Source organism: Streptomyces sp. NPDC033136 (assembly GCF_055578235.1).
Genome location: NZ_JBVIPD010000009.1, coordinates 79,588 through 94,936, shown reverse-complemented (window position 1 = coordinate 94,936; position 15,349 = coordinate 79,588). Strand labels below are relative to the sequence as shown.

The 15,349-nt window shown below is 71.5% G+C and carries 14 protein-coding genes; 6 read left to right on the top strand and 8 right to left on the bottom strand.

Features of this window, described 5'->3' with window-relative positions:
* Positions 1–13 precede the first annotated feature (13 nt).
* The 5 genes from ACZ5TL_RS18840 to ACZ5TL_RS18820 form a co-directional block, all read right to left on the bottom strand.
* Positions 14–421, bottom strand: a complete 408-nt coding sequence (locus ACZ5TL_RS18840) for a VOC family protein (protein WP_468591233.1) — start codon at positions 419–421, stop codon at positions 14–16.
* Between the two features lie 125 nt (positions 422–546).
* Positions 547–2,043, bottom strand: a complete 1,497-nt coding sequence (locus ACZ5TL_RS18835) for a hypothetical protein (RefSeq protein WP_468591010.1) — start codon at positions 2,041–2,043, stop codon at positions 547–549.
* Positions 2,025–2,774 carry an ABC transporter ATP-binding protein gene (locus tag ACZ5TL_RS18830; RefSeq protein WP_468591009.1) on the bottom strand — a complete coding sequence of 250 codons (750 nt, stop codon included), beginning with the start codon at positions 2,772–2,774 and terminating at the stop codon, positions 2,025–2,027. Before ACZ5TL_RS18830 ends, ACZ5TL_RS18835 begins: the two co-directional genes overlap by 19 nt.
* 207 nt (positions 2,775–2,981) lie before the next feature.
* Complete coding sequence (locus ACZ5TL_RS18825) at positions 2,982–4,343, bottom strand: aspartate aminotransferase family protein (protein WP_468591007.1); 1,362 nt, start codon at positions 4,341–4,343, stop codon at positions 2,982–2,984.
* 19 nt (positions 4,344–4,362) lie between these two features.
* Positions 4,363–4,950, bottom strand: a complete 588-nt coding sequence (locus ACZ5TL_RS18820; protein ID WP_468591006.1) for an Lrp/AsnC family transcriptional regulator — start codon at positions 4,948–4,950, stop codon at positions 4,363–4,365.
* 164 nt (positions 4,951–5,114) lie between these two features.
* On the opposite strand from ACZ5TL_RS18820, the gene ACZ5TL_RS18815 reads away from it, so the two are divergent.
* Positions 5,115–6,563 (top strand): gamma-aminobutyraldehyde dehydrogenase, encoded by a 1,449-nt coding sequence (locus ACZ5TL_RS18815; RefSeq protein ID WP_468591004.1) that lies wholly within the window; start codon positions 5,115–5,117, stop codon positions 6,561–6,563.
* Between the two features lie 194 nt (positions 6,564–6,757).
* Positions 6,758–8,437: an RNA polymerase sigma factor gene (locus ACZ5TL_RS18810; protein WP_468591002.1), complete on the top strand. Its 1,680-nt coding sequence runs from the start codon at positions 6,758–6,760 to the stop codon at positions 8,435–8,437.
* On the opposite strand, the gene ACZ5TL_RS18805 is transcribed toward ACZ5TL_RS18810, so the two are convergent.
* Both ACZ5TL_RS18805 and ACZ5TL_RS18800 read right to left on the bottom strand, forming a co-directional pair.
* Complete coding sequence (locus tag ACZ5TL_RS18805; protein WP_468591001.1) at positions 8,382–9,128, bottom strand: glycerophosphodiester phosphodiesterase; 747 nt, start codon at positions 9,126–9,128, stop codon at positions 8,382–8,384. The genes ACZ5TL_RS18810 and ACZ5TL_RS18805 overlap by 56 nt on opposite strands.
* The gene (locus ACZ5TL_RS18800; protein WP_468591232.1) at positions 9,125–10,243 is read right to left on the bottom strand and encodes an adenosine deaminase; all 1,119 of its coding nucleotides are present in this window, start codon (positions 10,241–10,243) and stop codon (positions 9,125–9,127) included. The genes ACZ5TL_RS18805 and ACZ5TL_RS18800 overlap by 4 nt, the downstream gene beginning before the upstream one ends.
* Positions 10,244–10,426: 183 nt before the next feature.
* Here ACZ5TL_RS18800 and ACZ5TL_RS18795 point away from each other — a divergent pair, with 183 nt between their 5' ends.
* Together ACZ5TL_RS18795 and ACZ5TL_RS18790 are read left to right on the top strand one after the other, a co-directional pair.
* Entirely contained in the window at positions 10,427–11,065 is a 639-nt protein-coding gene (locus tag ACZ5TL_RS18795) for a DUF4190 domain-containing protein (protein WP_468591000.1), read from the top strand.
* A 69-nt stretch (positions 11,066–11,134) separates the two neighbouring features.
* Positions 11,135–11,617, top strand: coding sequence for a DUF4190 domain-containing protein (locus ACZ5TL_RS18790; RefSeq protein ID WP_468590999.1), 483 nt, complete (start codon positions 11,135–11,137; stop codon positions 11,615–11,617).
* A gap of 114 nt (positions 11,618–11,731) precedes the next feature.
* On the opposite strand, the gene ACZ5TL_RS18785 is transcribed toward ACZ5TL_RS18790, so the two are convergent.
* On the bottom strand, positions 11,732–12,307 hold the full coding sequence (locus ACZ5TL_RS18785) for an NADAR family protein (RefSeq protein ID WP_468590997.1): 576 nt from the start codon (positions 12,305–12,307) through the stop codon (positions 11,732–11,734).
* A 198-nt stretch (positions 12,308–12,505) separates the two neighbouring features.
* Between ACZ5TL_RS18785 and ACZ5TL_RS18780 the strand changes: the two genes are divergently transcribed.
* Entirely contained in the window at positions 12,506–14,041 is a 1,536-nt protein-coding gene (locus tag ACZ5TL_RS18780; RefSeq protein ID WP_468590996.1) for a gamma-aminobutyraldehyde dehydrogenase, read from the top strand.
* 56 nt (positions 14,042–14,097) lie between these two features.
* Entirely contained in the window at positions 14,098–15,345 is a 1,248-nt protein-coding gene (locus ACZ5TL_RS18775; protein WP_468590994.1) for a polyamine ABC transporter substrate-binding protein, read from the top strand.
* Positions 15,346–15,349: the final 4 nt, after the last annotated feature.

Sequence of the window (15,349 nt, the reverse complement as noted above, 5' to 3'; positions counted from 1 at the left end):
GGCACAGCGCGTCTCAGCCCTCGACGGCCGCCGGGTCCATCCACACGACCTCGAAGGTGTGGCCGTCGACGTCGTCGAAGGCGCGGCCGTACATGAAGCCGTGGTCCTGGGTCTCGCCGGAGACGGAACCGCCCGCCGCGACCGCCTTCTCGACCAGCTCGTCGACCTTCTCGCGGCTCTCGGCGCTCAGTGCGATCAGCACCTCGCTGGTCTTCGTCGGGTCCGCGATCTTCTTCTTCGTGAACTGGGAGTACTTCTCCTTGGTGTGCACCATCACCACGATGGCGTCGCTGATCACGACCGAGGCGGTCGTGTCGTCACTGAACTGCTCGTTGATCGTGAAGCCCAGCTCCGTGAAGAACTTCTTTGAGGCGCCGAGGTCGCTGACGCACAGGTTCACGAAGATCATCTGCTGGTACATGGAGGTCTCTCCCATCGGGTCAGGTCACTGTCGTTACGCGGGATAAGACCGGGGGCCGGCACGGAACTCATCGCCGTCCGGGGATATTTCTCGTACGGGCCTTCGGCGGGAGTCGGCGGGCGGGCTCAGCGGGCCAGCGGCAGCGCCGCCAGTTCCGCGACCGTCAGCGTGAGCGGGCCGAACAGGGCGAGCAGCGCGCCCGCGCGGAGGGCGGCGGCGCTGCGCAGCACCGTCGCGGGGGCGCCGAGGCGCATCAGCGCGGCGGTGGTGTCGGCGCGGGCCTGCCGGGCCTCGACCGCGGCCGTGAGGAGCGTCGCCACGGTGCAGCCGGTCACCAGGAGCACGCCGAGGACGGTGAGCGGACCGAGCGACAGCCCGTCCGGGGCGTGCAGGAGCGTCATGGCCCACGCGGCGGCCATGACCGCGCAGACGACGCCCAGAGGACGGCCGATGCGGGTGGCCTCCGCCATGAGGATGCGGCCGGCCAGGAGCCGCAGGGCGCCGGGGCGGGCCGACTGGAGCAGCCGCCCGCTCAGGTGGGTCAGGCCCGGACCGGCCAAGGCCAGGCCCACGGCGCACAGCGCCCAGCCCACCAGGATGCCGGGGGATGCGCCGGAGAAGGTGAGGTCGGGGGGCGTGGGGGAGGTACGGCTCGTGTAGGTCTCCACGGCGAGGCCCGCGGCCAGGGCGGCGATGCCCCAGGGGAGACCGGAGGGGGCGGCGGTGGGGGAGGCCTCGGGGTCGAGGGTGTCCGGCGGCGCCGCGTCGAGGGCCGCGGGGTCGTCGGCGGTGTCAGGAGCCACGGGGTGGCGGGCGGGGGCCGCGTCGAGACTGAGGGCGCCCGCGGCGTCCGGCCTCGCCGGGTGCGGGGCGGGCTGCTGAGCGGGCTCCCCGGTCAGGCTCATGGAACCGACCGGCTGAGCGGGTTCGACGACCGCGCTCACCGTGCCGCCGGCGTCCGTGACGGTCGCTGGCGTCCGCTCGCTGACCCGTGCCGCCGGCGGCCCGCTCTTCCGCGCGGCGGACTCCGTGCTGGGAGCGTCCCCGGGCCGGACGATCAGCCGGCCGAACTGGCCGTACATCCGGGCCGCACCGGGACCGGCCGGCCCCGCCTCCCGGGGCCGCAGCGCCAGTGCCACCGCGACCGACGCGCCCCCGGGCACGATCGCCAGCAACGTCAGGGCGCCCGGCAGCGGCAGTGGCCGGCCGGCGGCGAGGGACTCGGCGGCGGCGCCGTCGAAGGGCATGCCCGTCAGGTCACCCCGCAGGTGGAGGAAGAACAACAGGGCGAGCATCGATCCCAGGGTGCAGGACAGGGCTGTGGTCGTCGCCGAGACGGCCATCAGGCGCACCGGGCCGAGGCCGATCGCCGACAGGCCGGGGCGGGGCTTGGTGGCGGGGTCGGTACGGGCCACCGCGACCGCGAAGTACACCGTGGCGGCCAGCGGGGCCGCGCACCAGGCCAGGCGCAGCAGGGAGGCACCCGGGGAGCCGGGGTGGCCCAGTGCGTAGCCCAGGGTGCAGAGCAACAGGAAACCCGTGCCCGCTGAGGCCGCCGCGACCAGGAGGCGGCGCAGCTGGACGGCGGGGTGGGCGCCGCGGGTCAGACGGAGAGCGAGCACGCGGCCCGGCCTTCCGGCTCGGCGTTCTCGACTACCGGCGGCAGGTGCACGGTCTGTACGCGCCGCCCGTCGAGCAGGGACACGGTGCGGTCGGCGAGGGCCGCGGTCTGCGGGTCGTGCGTGGCCAGGACGACGGTGATGTGGTGGGAGCGGGCCGCCGTGGTGAGGGTGCGCAGCGCATGGGCGCGGTCGGCGCGGTGCAGGGGCGCCGTGGGCTCGTCGGCGAACAGCACCGACGGAGCCGGGGCGAGGGCGCGGGCGATGCAGACTCGCTGGCGCTCGGCCTGCACCAACTGGTGCGGGCGTTTGCGGGCGCTGTCGCCGATGTCCAGGCGCTCCAGCCACTCCAGGGCTGAGGTCTTGGCCCGGCGCCGACTGGTGCCGCGCAGCATCAGCGGCAGGGCGGCGTTCTCCCAGGCGTTGAGCTCCGGCACCAGGGAAGGGGCCGGGTCGATCCAGCCGAAGCGGTCGCGGCGCAGCCGCTCACGGGTGAGAGGGCCCATGGTGTGCACGGGCATGCTGTTGAACCAGACCTCGCCGCGCCGGACGGGCACCAGGCCGGACAGGCACCGCAGCAGGGTCGTCTTGCCGCTGCCGCGCGGGCCGCTGAGGGCGAGGATCTCGCCCTCCCGGACGCCGAGCGAGACGCCGCAGAGCGCGGGCGAGCCGTCGTCGTGCTGGAAGTGCAGGGCACGTGTCCAGAGCACGTCGTTGTCCGGCGGGGCCTCCATGGGCGTACACCTCGGTTCAGATCCGTAGTTCCCGTGCCATCCCCCGTCCGGGGGAACGAAGGCAGGGCCGATCGGTCACTGGGCACGCTAGGCAGAAGGCGGCGGGACGCCGGACAGCACGTGGCCCCGGGCCGCCGTTTCTCACTCGAACGGGCGGCACCGAGGCCGGTGTTGATCATCCATGCAGACGATCGGAGCGACGACGGGTCAGAGCTTGGTCCACGCCTCCGAGAGGGTGGCCCGCAGGATCTGCTCGATCTCGTCGAACGTCGACTGGTCGGAGATCAGCGGCGGGGCGAGCTGGACGACCGGGTCGCCGCGGTCGTCGGCGCGGCAGTACAGGCCGTTCTCGTAGAGCTTCTTGGAGAGGAAGCCGTACAGGACCCGCTCGGTCTCGTCCGCGTCGAAGGACTGCTTGGTCGCCTTGTCCTTGACCAGCTCGATGCCGTAGAAGAAGCCGTTGCCGCGGACGTCGCCGACGATCGGCAGGTCGTGGAGCTTCTCCAGGGTGGCGCGGAAGCCGCCCTCGTTGTCCAGGACGTGCTGGTTGAGGTTCTCGCGCTCGAACAGGTCGAGGTTGGCCAGGCCCACGGCCGCGGAGACCGGGTGGCCGCCGAAGGTGTAGCCGTGCAGGAAGGTGTTGTCGCCCTTGTAGAACGGCTCGGCCAGACGGTCGGAGATGATGCAGGCGCCGATCGGGGAGTAGCCCGAGGTCATGCCCTTGGCGCAGGTGATCATGTCCGGGACGTAGTCGAACTTGTCGCAGGCGAAGTACGTGCCCAGGCGGCCGAAAGCGCAGATGACCTCGTCCGACACGAGCAGCACGTCGTACTGGTCGCATATCTCGCGGACCCGCTGGAAGTATCCGGGCGGGGGCGGGAAGCAGCCGCCCGCGTTCTGCACCGGCTCCAGGAAGACCGCGGCGACCGTGTCCGGGCCCTCGAAGAGGATCTGCTGCTCGATCTGGTCGGCGGCCCAGCGGCCGAAGGCCTCCGGGTCGTCACCGTGGAGCGGCGCCCGGTAGATGTTCGTGTTCGGGACCTTGTGGGCGCCCGGGACGAGGGGCTCGAAGGGCGCCTTCAGAGCGGGCAGGCCCGTGATGGACAGGGCACCCTGCGGGGTGCCGTGGTAGGCGACCGCGCGGGAGATGACCTTGTGCTTGGTGGGCTTGCCGACCAGCTTGAAGTACTGCTTGGCGAGCTTCCAGGCGGTCTCGACCGCCTCACCGCCACCGGTGGTGAAGAAGACCTTGTTCAAGTCGCCCGGCGCGTGGTGCGCGAGGCGCTCGGCCAGCTCGACGGCCTTGGGGTGGGCGTAGGACCACACCGGGAAGAACGCCAGCTCCTGCGCCTGCTTGAAGGCGGTCTCGGCGAGCTCCACGCGGCCGTGCCCGGCCTGCACCACGAACAGGCCGGCGAGGCCGTCCAGGTAGCGCTTGCCCCGGTCGTCGTAGATGTACGTGCCCTCGCCCCGGACGATGGTGGGGACGGGGGACTTCTCGTACGACGACATGCGCGTGAAGTGCATCCACAGGTGGTCGTACGCGGTCTGGGAGAGGTCCTTGCTCACGGCTATCGGGTCCTCACGGTTATCGGGTTCCCCACATGTAGGTCTGCTTCTTGAGCTTGAGGTAGACGAAGCTCTCGGTGGAGCGCACGCCGGGGACGGCCCGGATGCGTTTGTTGATGACGTCCAGGAGGTGGTCGTCGTCCTCGCAGACGATCTCCACCATCAGGTCGAAGGAACCCGCGGTCATCACCACGTACTCGCACTCGGACATGGCCGACAGCGCGTCCGCGACCGACTCCACGTCGCCCTCGACGTTGACGCCGACCATCGCCTGTCTGCGGAAGCCCACGGTGAGCGGGTCCGTGACGGCGACGATCTGCATCACGCCCTGGTCGAGCAGCTTCTGGACGCGCTGGCGCACGGCCGCCTCGGACAGGCCCACGGCCTTGCCGATGGCGGCGTACGGTCGGCGACCGTCCTCCTGGAGCTGCTCGATGATGGCGAGGGACACGGCGTCGAGCTGCGCCGAGCTGCCGTTCCTTGTCTCGCGGGAGGGCTCACGGGAGGGCTCACGGGACGAGTCACGGGAGGAGTCACGGGAGGACTCGCGGTGCTCCCGCGAGCCCTTCTGGTCTGCGCTTCGACTGGCCACGGGGTCACTGTGCACGAGGTCTCGACACTTCCGCAAGCCTCGATCGATGAAATCCGTTGTTTCGGTAGCCGACTCCTGCGGATTCCGTACGATCGAAGGGAGCCGGGCTGTTGAAAACGTGGGTCGGCCGACTAGGGTGGGTGTCTCAAGTACTGGACACTCGAACTGGAGGGCCGGCAGTGAGCACCGACCTGGGACGGCTGCGCAAGCTACGCAACTACATCGCCGGTGAGGTCCGGGACGCCACCGACGGACGGACCACCGAGGTGGTCAATCCCGCGACGGGCGAGGCGTACGCGACCGCTCCGCTGTCCGGGCAGGCGGACGTGGACGCCGCGATGGCGGCAGCCGCCGAGGCGTTTCCCGGCTGGCGCGACACCACGCCCGCCGAGCGCCAGAAGGCCCTGCTGAAGATCGCGGACGCCTTCGAGGAGCGTGCCGAGGAGCTGGTCGCGGCCGAGGTGGAGAACACGGGCAAGCCGGTCGGGCTGACCCGCTCCGAGGAGATCCCGCCGATGGTCGACCAGATCCGCTTCTTCGCGGGCGCGGCGCGGATGCTCGAGGGCCGCTCGGCCGGCGAGTACATGGAGGGGCTGACCTCCATCGTGCGCCGGGAGCCGGTCGGTGTCTGCGCGCAGGTCGCGCCGTGGAACTACCCGATGATGATGGCCGTGTGGAAGTTCGCCCCGGCGATCGCCGCGGGCAACACGGTCGTCCTGAAGCCGTCCGACACCACCCCGGCCTCGACGGTCCTGATCGCCGAGATCATCGGCTCGATCGTCCCCAAGGGCGTCTTCAACGTCATCTGTGGCGACCGCGAGACCGGCCGCATGATGGTCGAGCACGAGATTCCGGCGATGGCCTCCATCACCGGCTCGGTGCGCGCCGGCATCCAGGTGGCCGAGTCCGCCTCCAAGGACGTCAAGCGCGTCCACCTGGAGCTGGGCGGCAAGGCCCCGGTCGTCGTCTTCGAGGACACCGACATCGCCAAGGCCGTCGAGGACATCTCGGTCGCGGGCTACTTCAACGCCGGCCAGGACTGCACGGCCGCCACGCGCGTGCTCGTCCACGAGTCCATCCACGACGAGTTCGTCTCCGCGCTGTCGAAGGCCGCGTCCGAGACGAAGACCGGGCAGCCGGACGACGAGGACGTGCTGTTCGGCCCGCTCAACAACCCCAACCAGCTCGCGCAGGTCGAGGGCTTCATCGACCGGCTGCCGGCGCACGCGCGCGTGGAGACCGGCGGCAAGCGGGTCGGCGACAAGGGCTACTTCTACGCGCCGACCGTCGTCTCGGGCCTGAAGCAGGACGACGAGATCATCCAGAAGGAGGTCTTCGGCCCGGTCATCACCGTCCAGTCCTTCCGCGACGAGGACCAGGCGGTCGAGTGGGCCAACGGCGTCGAGTACGCGCTCGCCTCCTCCGTGTGGACCAAGGACCACGGCCGCGCCATGCGGATGTCCAAGAAGCTCGACTTCGGCTGCGTGTGGATCAACACCCACATCCCGCTGGTTGCCGAGATGCCGCACGGCGGCTTCAAGAAGTCCGGCTACGGCAAGGACCTGTCGGGTTACGGCTTCGACGACTACACGCGGATCAAGCACGTGATGACGTCCCTGGACGCGTAGTCCCCCGAGCAGGCCGCAGCGGCCCCGGACGGTTGGTTGCCGTCCGGGGCCGTTCGTGCGTCCACGGCGAAAAAGTGTTATCCGCAAGCCTTCACCTCGTCTCCACGGTGTGATCCCCGCCATGGCGAGAACCCCGGGACCGACTGAGAGGGTGCGTGCTGAACATCAGTGAAACCGGGCATGGAGAGGTCACCGTGGACAGTCAGCACTGGCGCGCCACCATTACGGCGGCGCAGGCCGGCGACCGGCAGGCGCTGGACGAGCTGGTCGCGGGCTGGCTGCCGCTGGTCTACAACATCGTGGGACGGGCCCTGAACGGGCACGCCGACGTGGACGACGTCGTCCAGGAGACCATGCTGCGCGCGGTCGGCAACCTCGGCTCGCTGCGCGACCCGGACAGCTTCCGGTCCTGGCTGGTGGCCATCGCCATGCGCCAGATCCGCGACCGCGCCCGGCGCCGGGCCCCGGACCGGCTGGAGGAGGCGGCTGCCTCCGACTTCGCCGAACTGAGCGTGCTGCGACTGCAGTTGGAGGGGCAGCGGCGCGAGGTCGCCGAGGCGGTGCGGTGGCTGGACGACGAGGACCGGCAGCTGCTGTCGCTGTGGTGGCTGGAGGTCGCGGGCGAACTGACCCGGCGCGAGCTGGCCGCCGCTGTCGGCATCACCCGGCAGCACGCCGCCGTGCGCGTCCAGCGGATGAAGGAACGCCTGGAGACCTCGCGCGGCATCGTCCGTGCCCTGGACGGCGCCTGTCCCGGCCTGCGCGAACTGACCGGCCGCTGGAACGGCCGGCCCGACTCGGTGTGGCGCAAGCGGCTGGCCCGGCACATCCGGGGCTGCGGCTACTGCGGCGGCACTCACGAGGCGGTCGTACCGGCGGAACGCCTCCTCGTCGGCATCGCGCTCGTCCCGCTGCCCGTCGGGTTCACGCTGTCGCTCGCCTTCGGCGGCAAGACGGCGGTGGCCGCCACCTCCGCCGCCACCTCGGCCGGCTGGTCCGCCAAGCTGCTGGGCGCGCTCACCAAACCGGCCGTCGCGATGACGGCGGGCGCGACGATCGTCGCGGGCGGCGCCTACGTCGTCACCCAGCCCCAGGACGCTTCGCCGCCCCGGGCCGCGGCCACCCCCACGGTGACGGCCCGCTCCGCCCCGCCGCCCGCCGCCCCGACGTCCGCCGCCCCGACGTCCGCCGCCCCGCCCACCCCCACCCCGACGCCCTCCCCGCCGGCGACGAAGAAGGCCGACCTGTACGGCACGGTCGTCGACGCCGTCGACCGCGCCCCCGCCCCGAACACCCGGCCCGCCGCCCTGCCCCGCCGCCCCGAGTCCGGCATCACCAGCACCGGCGGCCCGAGGGCCGTGATGCAGCACCGTGGCGACAGCGTGACGCTGAGCGGCCAGGGCTATGTCCAGGTCCGCTGGCAGATCTCGCCGCACGCCCGGCCCGGCGCGGTCGTCATGCCGACCTGGACCGGCTTGAAGGGCAAGCTGTTCCACGTGGCTTCCGGCGGCTCGCGCCGCATGGACGACCCGCTGCCCGGCGCCCCGAACGGCTACGCCACCGGCATGGGCGGCCCGGACATCGGCTACGCGGTGCTGCCGCCCGGCACCCAGCAGATGTGGCAGAACGAGTACTTCTATCTCGACGGCACGGTCACCCTCACCCAGAACGAACGCGGCTGCGACTACGGCGTGGCCGTCTCCCCGTCGAGCTGGGAGGCCGTGGACAATGACGTCAACCAAGGCCCCGCACAGGGCGCCATCCGCTACGGCCTGGTCCGCGACACCGGCACGGACGCCGCGCCGGTGCCGCAGTACCTCACGCGCGCGACCCCGGCCGATCCGGCGACGGTGCCGCAGCGCTCGCGCGTGTAGAGCACAGCACGTCGACGCGGTTGGTCGTGACCGAGTCCACGCCCGCGTCGAGCAGGCGCCGCATGGAGCGGCGGGTGTCGGGGGTCCAGACGGACAGCAGGAAGCCGTCGCGGTGGACGCGGTCGGCGAGGGCGCGGTCCACCAGGGAGAAGCGGTAGTTGAGCCAGCGCGGGCGGATCGCCTCCAGCAGGACGGGCCGGGGCGGGGCCAGGGTCGTCCAGGTGAGCGCGATCTCGGCGGCCGGGTCCGCCGCGCGCACGGCGAGCATGGCGTCGGCGCCCGCGCAGTAGTAGACGCGGTCCGCCGCCTCCGACTCCCGTACGGCGTCCATCACCCGGCGCACCGCCCGCACGTCGGGCGAGCCGGGCAGGTCGATCAGCACCCGGTGCCCGTCCGTCGCGGTGAGCGCCTCGGCCAGGGTCGGCACGCCGCCGCCGGTCAGCCCGCGCACCTCGTCCGAGGACAGCGCGAGCACCGGCCTCTCGTGTTCCCAGAGCCGTTTCAGCGTCGCGTCGTGCAGCAGCACCGGCACGCCGTCCCGGGTGAGCCGTACGTCGATCTCCACCGCGTCCGCGCCCCGGCCGATGGCGGACCGCAGCGAGGCGACGGTGTTCTCGCGGACCCGGTAGGGGTCGCCCCGGTGGGCCACTGCGGTCACGGCCCGCCCGGGGCGCTGTGCGGAGGGCTTCACCGGCCGAGCCACCCCGCGGTGTACGTGTCGATCTCGTCCTTGATCCGGGCCTTGCCCGGCGCGTCCAGGAAGGACGCGTCGACGGCGTTCTTCGCCAGGCCCGCCAGGCCCTGCTCGTCGAGGTCGAGGAGCCGGGCGGCGACCGCGTACTCGTTGTCGAGGTCGGTGCCGAACATCGGCGGGTCGTCGGAGTTGATCGTCACGATGAGCCCGGCACGCACGAACTCCTTGATCGGGTGCTCGTCGAGGACGCGGACCGCGCGGGTGGCGATGTTCGAGGTCGGGCACACCTCCAGCGGGATCCGGTGCTCGGCGAGGTGCGCGAGCAGCTTCGGGTCCCGGGCGGAGCTGGTGCCGTGCCCGATGCGCTCGGCCCGCAGGTGCGTCAGCGCGTCCCAGACCGTCTCCGGGCCGGTGGTCTCGCCGGCGTGCGGCACGGAGTGCAGCCCGGCGGCGATCGCGCGGTCGAAGTAGGGCTTGAACTGCGGCCGGGGCACGCCGACCTCCGGCCCGCCGAGGCCGAAGGAGACCAGGCCCTCCGGGCGCAGCCGGTCGTCGGTGGCGAGCCGGGTCGTCTCCTCGGCGGCCTCCAGCCCCGCCTCGCCGGGAATGTCGAAGCACCAGCGCAGCACGGTCCCGAATTCGGACTCGGCCGCCTTGCGGGCGTCCTCGATCGCGTCCATGAAGGCGAGCTCGTCGATGCCGCGACGGGTGGACGAGAACGGCGTGATGGTCAGCTCGGCGTACCGCACCCGCTGCCGGGCGAGGTCACGGGCCACCTCGTACGTCAGCAGCCGGACGTCCTCCGGGGTGCGGATCAGGTCGACGACCGACAGGTACACGTCGATGAAGTGCGCGAAGTCGGTGAAGGTGAAGTAGTCGACCAGGGCCTCGGGGTCGGTCGGCACCTTCGAGTCGGGGTGCCGGGCGGCCAGCTCGGACACGATCCGGGGGGAGGCGGAGCCCACGTGGTGCACATGCAGCTCGGCCTTGGGCAGCCCGGCGACGAAGTCCTTCAGGTCGCGTGGGGCACGGGGGTCGACGAGATGCTCGGTCAAGGGTTCCTCCCCGGAACGGCGCCCCTGCCGGCTCGCGGCGGGCGGGGCGCGGGTGATCGGCTGATCGGTGACTCGGGTTCATCGTAGGCCGTGGTGCGGCGCCTTCCGCTGGGGGCACGGGGGCGGCATCGACGTGCGGCTTCGCCGCGTGGGACCGAGCCGTCCCCACGCCCCCGCCCTGTGGCCCGCACCGAGCGGCCCCGTAGCATGGCGGCACGATCGACCCAGGGGGGAAACATCATGACGGACCCGACGCAGCCCGGCGGAGGCGGCGGCCACGACCCGTGGGCGCCCCCGGAGAACAGGCCGTCGCTCGAGAAGAACCAGCCCCCCGCCGCAGGTCCCCCCTCGGTGCACGACCAGGCCACGGTCACCTCGATGCCGGGCTTCACTCCGCCCACCGGCACGCCGCAGTACGGCAACACCGGCACCGGCGCGGTCCCGCCCCCGCCCGTCGCACCCGGCGGTCCCGCCACCGGCGGCTACGGCCACCCCGGCTACCCGGGCTACCCCGCGGCGGGACACGGCTGGCCCGGCATGCCCATGGCCCCCCAGAACGGCATGGGTGTCGCGGCGATGGTGCTCGGCATCATCTCCTGCACCCTGTTCTGTCTCTACGGCGTGGTCTCCCTGGTCACCGGCATCCTCGCCGTCGTCTTCGGCATCAAGGGCCGTAAGCGCGCCGAGGCAGGGGTGGCCACCAACCACGGCCAGGCCCAGGCCGGTCTGATCATGGGCATCATCGGGATCATCCTCGGCATCACGGTGATCGTCCTGATCGCCGTCGGCATCACGGCCGCGATCAACAGCGACGACTCCTACGACGACCCGTACTACGGCGCGCACGCCCCGGTCGCCACCGCCTGGTCCCACCGCTGAAACTGCCGTACTCCGCGGGGGACTTGGCCACTACGATTCCCTGGTCTGACAACGGAGGGGAGATCGTCCATGTCCAGCACCAACCCCACGCCCGGTGGTTTCGGCCCGCCGTCCCAGCCCCCGCAGCAGCCAGCTCCGGGTTACGGCTTCCCGCAGCAGTCCGGCCCCGGCTACGGCTACCCCCAGGGCGGCCCCGGCTACCCCGCCGCGCCGACGGCGGGTTACCCGCAGGCCCCGGCCTATGCGCAGGCCCCGGGCTACGCGATGCCCGCGCAGCCGAGCAACGGCATGGGGACCACGGGTCTGGTGCTGGGCATCATCGGCGTGGTGTGCAGCGTGACCTTGGTGCTGTGGTTCTTCGGCGTGATCCTGGGCATTCTGGCGATCATCTTCGGCGCCGTCGGCCGGGGCAAGGCCACCCGCGGGGAGGCCACCAACAAGGGTGCGGCGACCGCCGGCCTGGTCTGCGGCATCATCGCCACCGTGATCCTTCCGCTGCTGGGCTTCCTGCTCTTCGCCAGCATCATGGGCGGGATCGGCGCGGCTTCCTGAGCGGAGCCGAAGCCTGAGCGCAGCGGTGGCCCGAGCCGAGTCATGGCCTGTGAACCGCGCCTGGGCCGGACGAAGCATCGAGGAGGGGGCCGGTCCGCGGACCGGCCCCCTCACTCATGCACCCGCCGAACGCAGCCGCTCCCGCGCCTCCATCAGCGCGAAGCCCAGCAGATTCGGCCCCCGCCACCGCTGCGGATCCATCGCCGCATCGTCGTCCGCGGCCAGTCCGATGCCCCAGACGCGGTCCACGGGGCTCGCCTCGACCAGCACCCGGTCACCGGTGCCCAGCAGGAACTCCCGCAGCCTGGGATGCGCCCCGAACTTGTGGACGCTGCCCTCCACGACGATCCGGAAGCGCTCCCGCTGCCACACCGCCTCGTCGAACCCGCGCACCAGCCGCCCGGCCTTCTTCGCCTCCGCGGGATGCCCGGCGTCCAGCACGGCACGCTCCGCCGCCGGGTCCTCGAAGAGCCGGGCCTTGCCCGCCATCATCCAGTGCTCGGCCGTCGCGTACTCCACCTCGTCCACCGTGAACGGCGCCGGCCACCACTGGCTCAGACAGCTCGCCCCGATCCGGCCGTCCGGCCGCGGCCGGTGGCCCCAGAACAGCAGATACCTGATCCTGGCCCCCGCCTGGACCGCCCTGATCAGGGCCTCCCGCGAGCCGACCGCCCCCGTGATCTCCTTCATGCACGTGAGTCTGGCACGCACCACTGACACAGCGTCCTGCCTTTTCCCGGTCAACTCGACACCTGGTCGACAGATTCCGTCGCGTAACCAAAAATCAACAACGGAATCCCTTGTTGGAGTGGCATACCTCTGTCAGGATCGGCACTCAAATCGAGCCTGAGCCACGCCGGCCCCATCAAGGGCACGGAGGAGAGCGACATGCACAACCCGGGCACTGTCACCCCGGACCGATCCCCGGCCGAGGAGCGCTTCGCGCAGGGCGCGCAGTTCATCGCGGGGCACCTCACCAGGGGCACCTCCGGCCGCACGCACACGGTCGTCGATCCGGCGTCGGGCGCGGAGGTCCTCACCTACGAGCTGGCGGGCACGGCCGACGTCGACCGGGCCGTCGCCGCCGCCCGGGCGGCCTTCCCGGGCTGGGCGGGGGCCACCCCGGGCGAGCGGTCCGACGCCCTGCACCGGTTCGCCGCGGTCCTGGCCGACCGGGCCGAGGACTTCGCGCGGGCCGAGTCGCTCCAGTGCGGCAAGCCGCTGAAGCTGACCCGCGAGTTCGACGTCCCTGGGACGATCGACAACACCGCCTTCTTCGCCGGCGCCGCACGGCACTTGCAGGGGCAGTCCGCCGGTGAGTACTCCGGGGACCACACGTCGTACGTCCGGCGCGAGCCCATCGGGGTCGTCGGGTCGATCGCGCCCTGGAACTACCCCCTCCAGATGGCCGCCTGGAAGATCCTCCCGGCGATCGCCGCGGGCAACACCATCGTCCTGAAGCCCGCCGAACTCACCCCGCTGACCTCACTGCTCTTCGCCCGGGCGGCCACGGACGCCGGGATCCCGGACGGCGTGATCAACATCGTCACCGGCACCGGCAAGGAGGCCGGAGAGCACCTCGTCGGCCACCCCGACGTTGCCATGACCTCCTTCACCGGCTCCACCACCGTCGGCAGGCGCGTCGCCGAGATCGCCACCGCCACCGTCAAGCGCCTCCACCTGGAGCTCGGCGGCAAGGCGCCCTTCGTGGTCTTCGACGACGCCGACCTGGAGGCCGCCGCCCACGGCGCGGTCGCGGGCGCCCTCATCAACACCGGGCAGGACTGCACGGCCGCCACGCGCGCGTACGTGCAGCGACCGCTCCACGACGCCTTCGTGGAACGGACGGCCGCGCTCATGGAGACCGTCCGGCTCGGCGACCCCTTCGCTGCCGGCACCGACCTCGGCCCGCTCATCTCGCACGCCCAGCGCGACCGGGTCGCCGGCTTCGTCGACCGGGCACGGGCCTACGCGCGCGTGGTGACCGGCGGCGAGGAACCCGCGGGTGAGCTCGCCCAGGGCGCCTACTACCGGCCCACCCTCATCACCGACGCGGCCCAGGACAGCGAGGTCGTCCAGTCGGAGATCTTCGGGCCGGTCCTGGTCGTGCTGCCGTTCGACACCGACGACGAGGGCCTCGCGCTCGCCAACGACACCCCGTACGGGCTGGCAGCCTCCGTGTGGAGCCGGGACGTGTACCGGGCGAACCGGGCCACGCGCGAGATCAAGGCCGGGTGCGTGTGGGTCAACGACCACATCCCGATCATCAGCGAGATGCCGCACGGCGGCTACAAGTCCTCCGGCTTCGGCAAGGACATGTCCGCGTACTCGTTCGAGGAATACACCCAGATCAAGCACGTCATGTTCGACAACACCGCAGTGGCCGCGAAGGACTGGCACCGCACCGTCTTCGGGGACCGATAGCCGTATGCAGGCCGCCTGACCCGCGGCCGCCCACCCTCCGAAAGGGCACCACGCGCATGGAGCAGTACGAGCCCGACCGCCTGTCCCCGGCCCAAGTGGCCGCAATGCGGCGCAGTCTCACCAACGGCCGGGCCGCCCTCACCAGGCGGTCCCTGCTGCGCGCCTCCGCGGGCGGGGCACTCGCGGCCGGCGGACTCGGGACACTGAGCGCCTGCGGCATCCCGGCGGCGGGCACCTCGCAGGGCGGCGTCTCCGCAGAGGACCGCTCGGCCGAGGAGAAGACCGTGAACTTCTCCAACTGGACCGAGTACATGGACGTCGACGACAGCGGCAAGCACCACCCGACGCTGGAGCAGTTCACCGAGCGCACCGGCATCAAGGTCAAGTACACCGAGGACATCAACGACAACAACGAGTTCTTCGCCAAGATCAAGCCGCAGCTCGCCGCGGGCCAGGACACCGGCCGCGACCTGATCGTCCTCACCGACTGGCTGGCCGGCCGCCTCATCCGCCTGGGCTGGGCGCAGAAGCTCGACCCGGCCAACCTGCCGCACGCCTACGCCAACCTGTCGGCCCAGTTCCGCAGCCCCGACTGGGACCCGGGCCGCGCCTACTCGTACGTCTGGCAGGGCATCTCCACCGTCATCGCGTACAACAAGAAGGCCCTCGACGGAGTCGAGGTGACGTCGATATCCGACCTGCTCGACAACCCCAGGCTCAAGGGCCGGGTCGGCTTCCTGTCGGAGATGCGCGACAGCGTCGGTATGACGCTGCTCGACATGGGCAAGGACCCGGCGGACTTCACCGCCGACGACTACGACGCCGCCATCGCCCGGCTGCAGAAGGCCGTCGACAAGGGCCAGATCCGCCGCTTCACCGGCAACGACTACACCTCGGACCTGACCAGCGGCGACTTCGCGGCCTGCGTCGCCTGGGCCGGGGACGTCGTCCAGCTCAAGGCGGACAGCCCCGACATCGACTTCCTCATCCCGGACAGCGGTTACATGACGTCGACCGACAACCTGCTGATCCCCAACAAGGCCCGTCACAAGACGAACGCCGAGCGGCTCATCGACTTCTACTACGAGCCGAAGCCGGCCGCCGAACTCGCCGCGTACATCAACTACGTGTGCCCCGTCGACGGGGTGAAGGCCGAGCTGGCGAAGATCGACGAGGACGCGGCGGACAACCCGCTGATCATCCCCGACAAGGCCATGGCCGCCAAGTCGCACGCCTTCCGCTCGCTGAGCTCGAAGGAAGAGACCGAGTTCGAAGAGAAGTTCGCGAAGCTGACGGGGGCGTGACCAC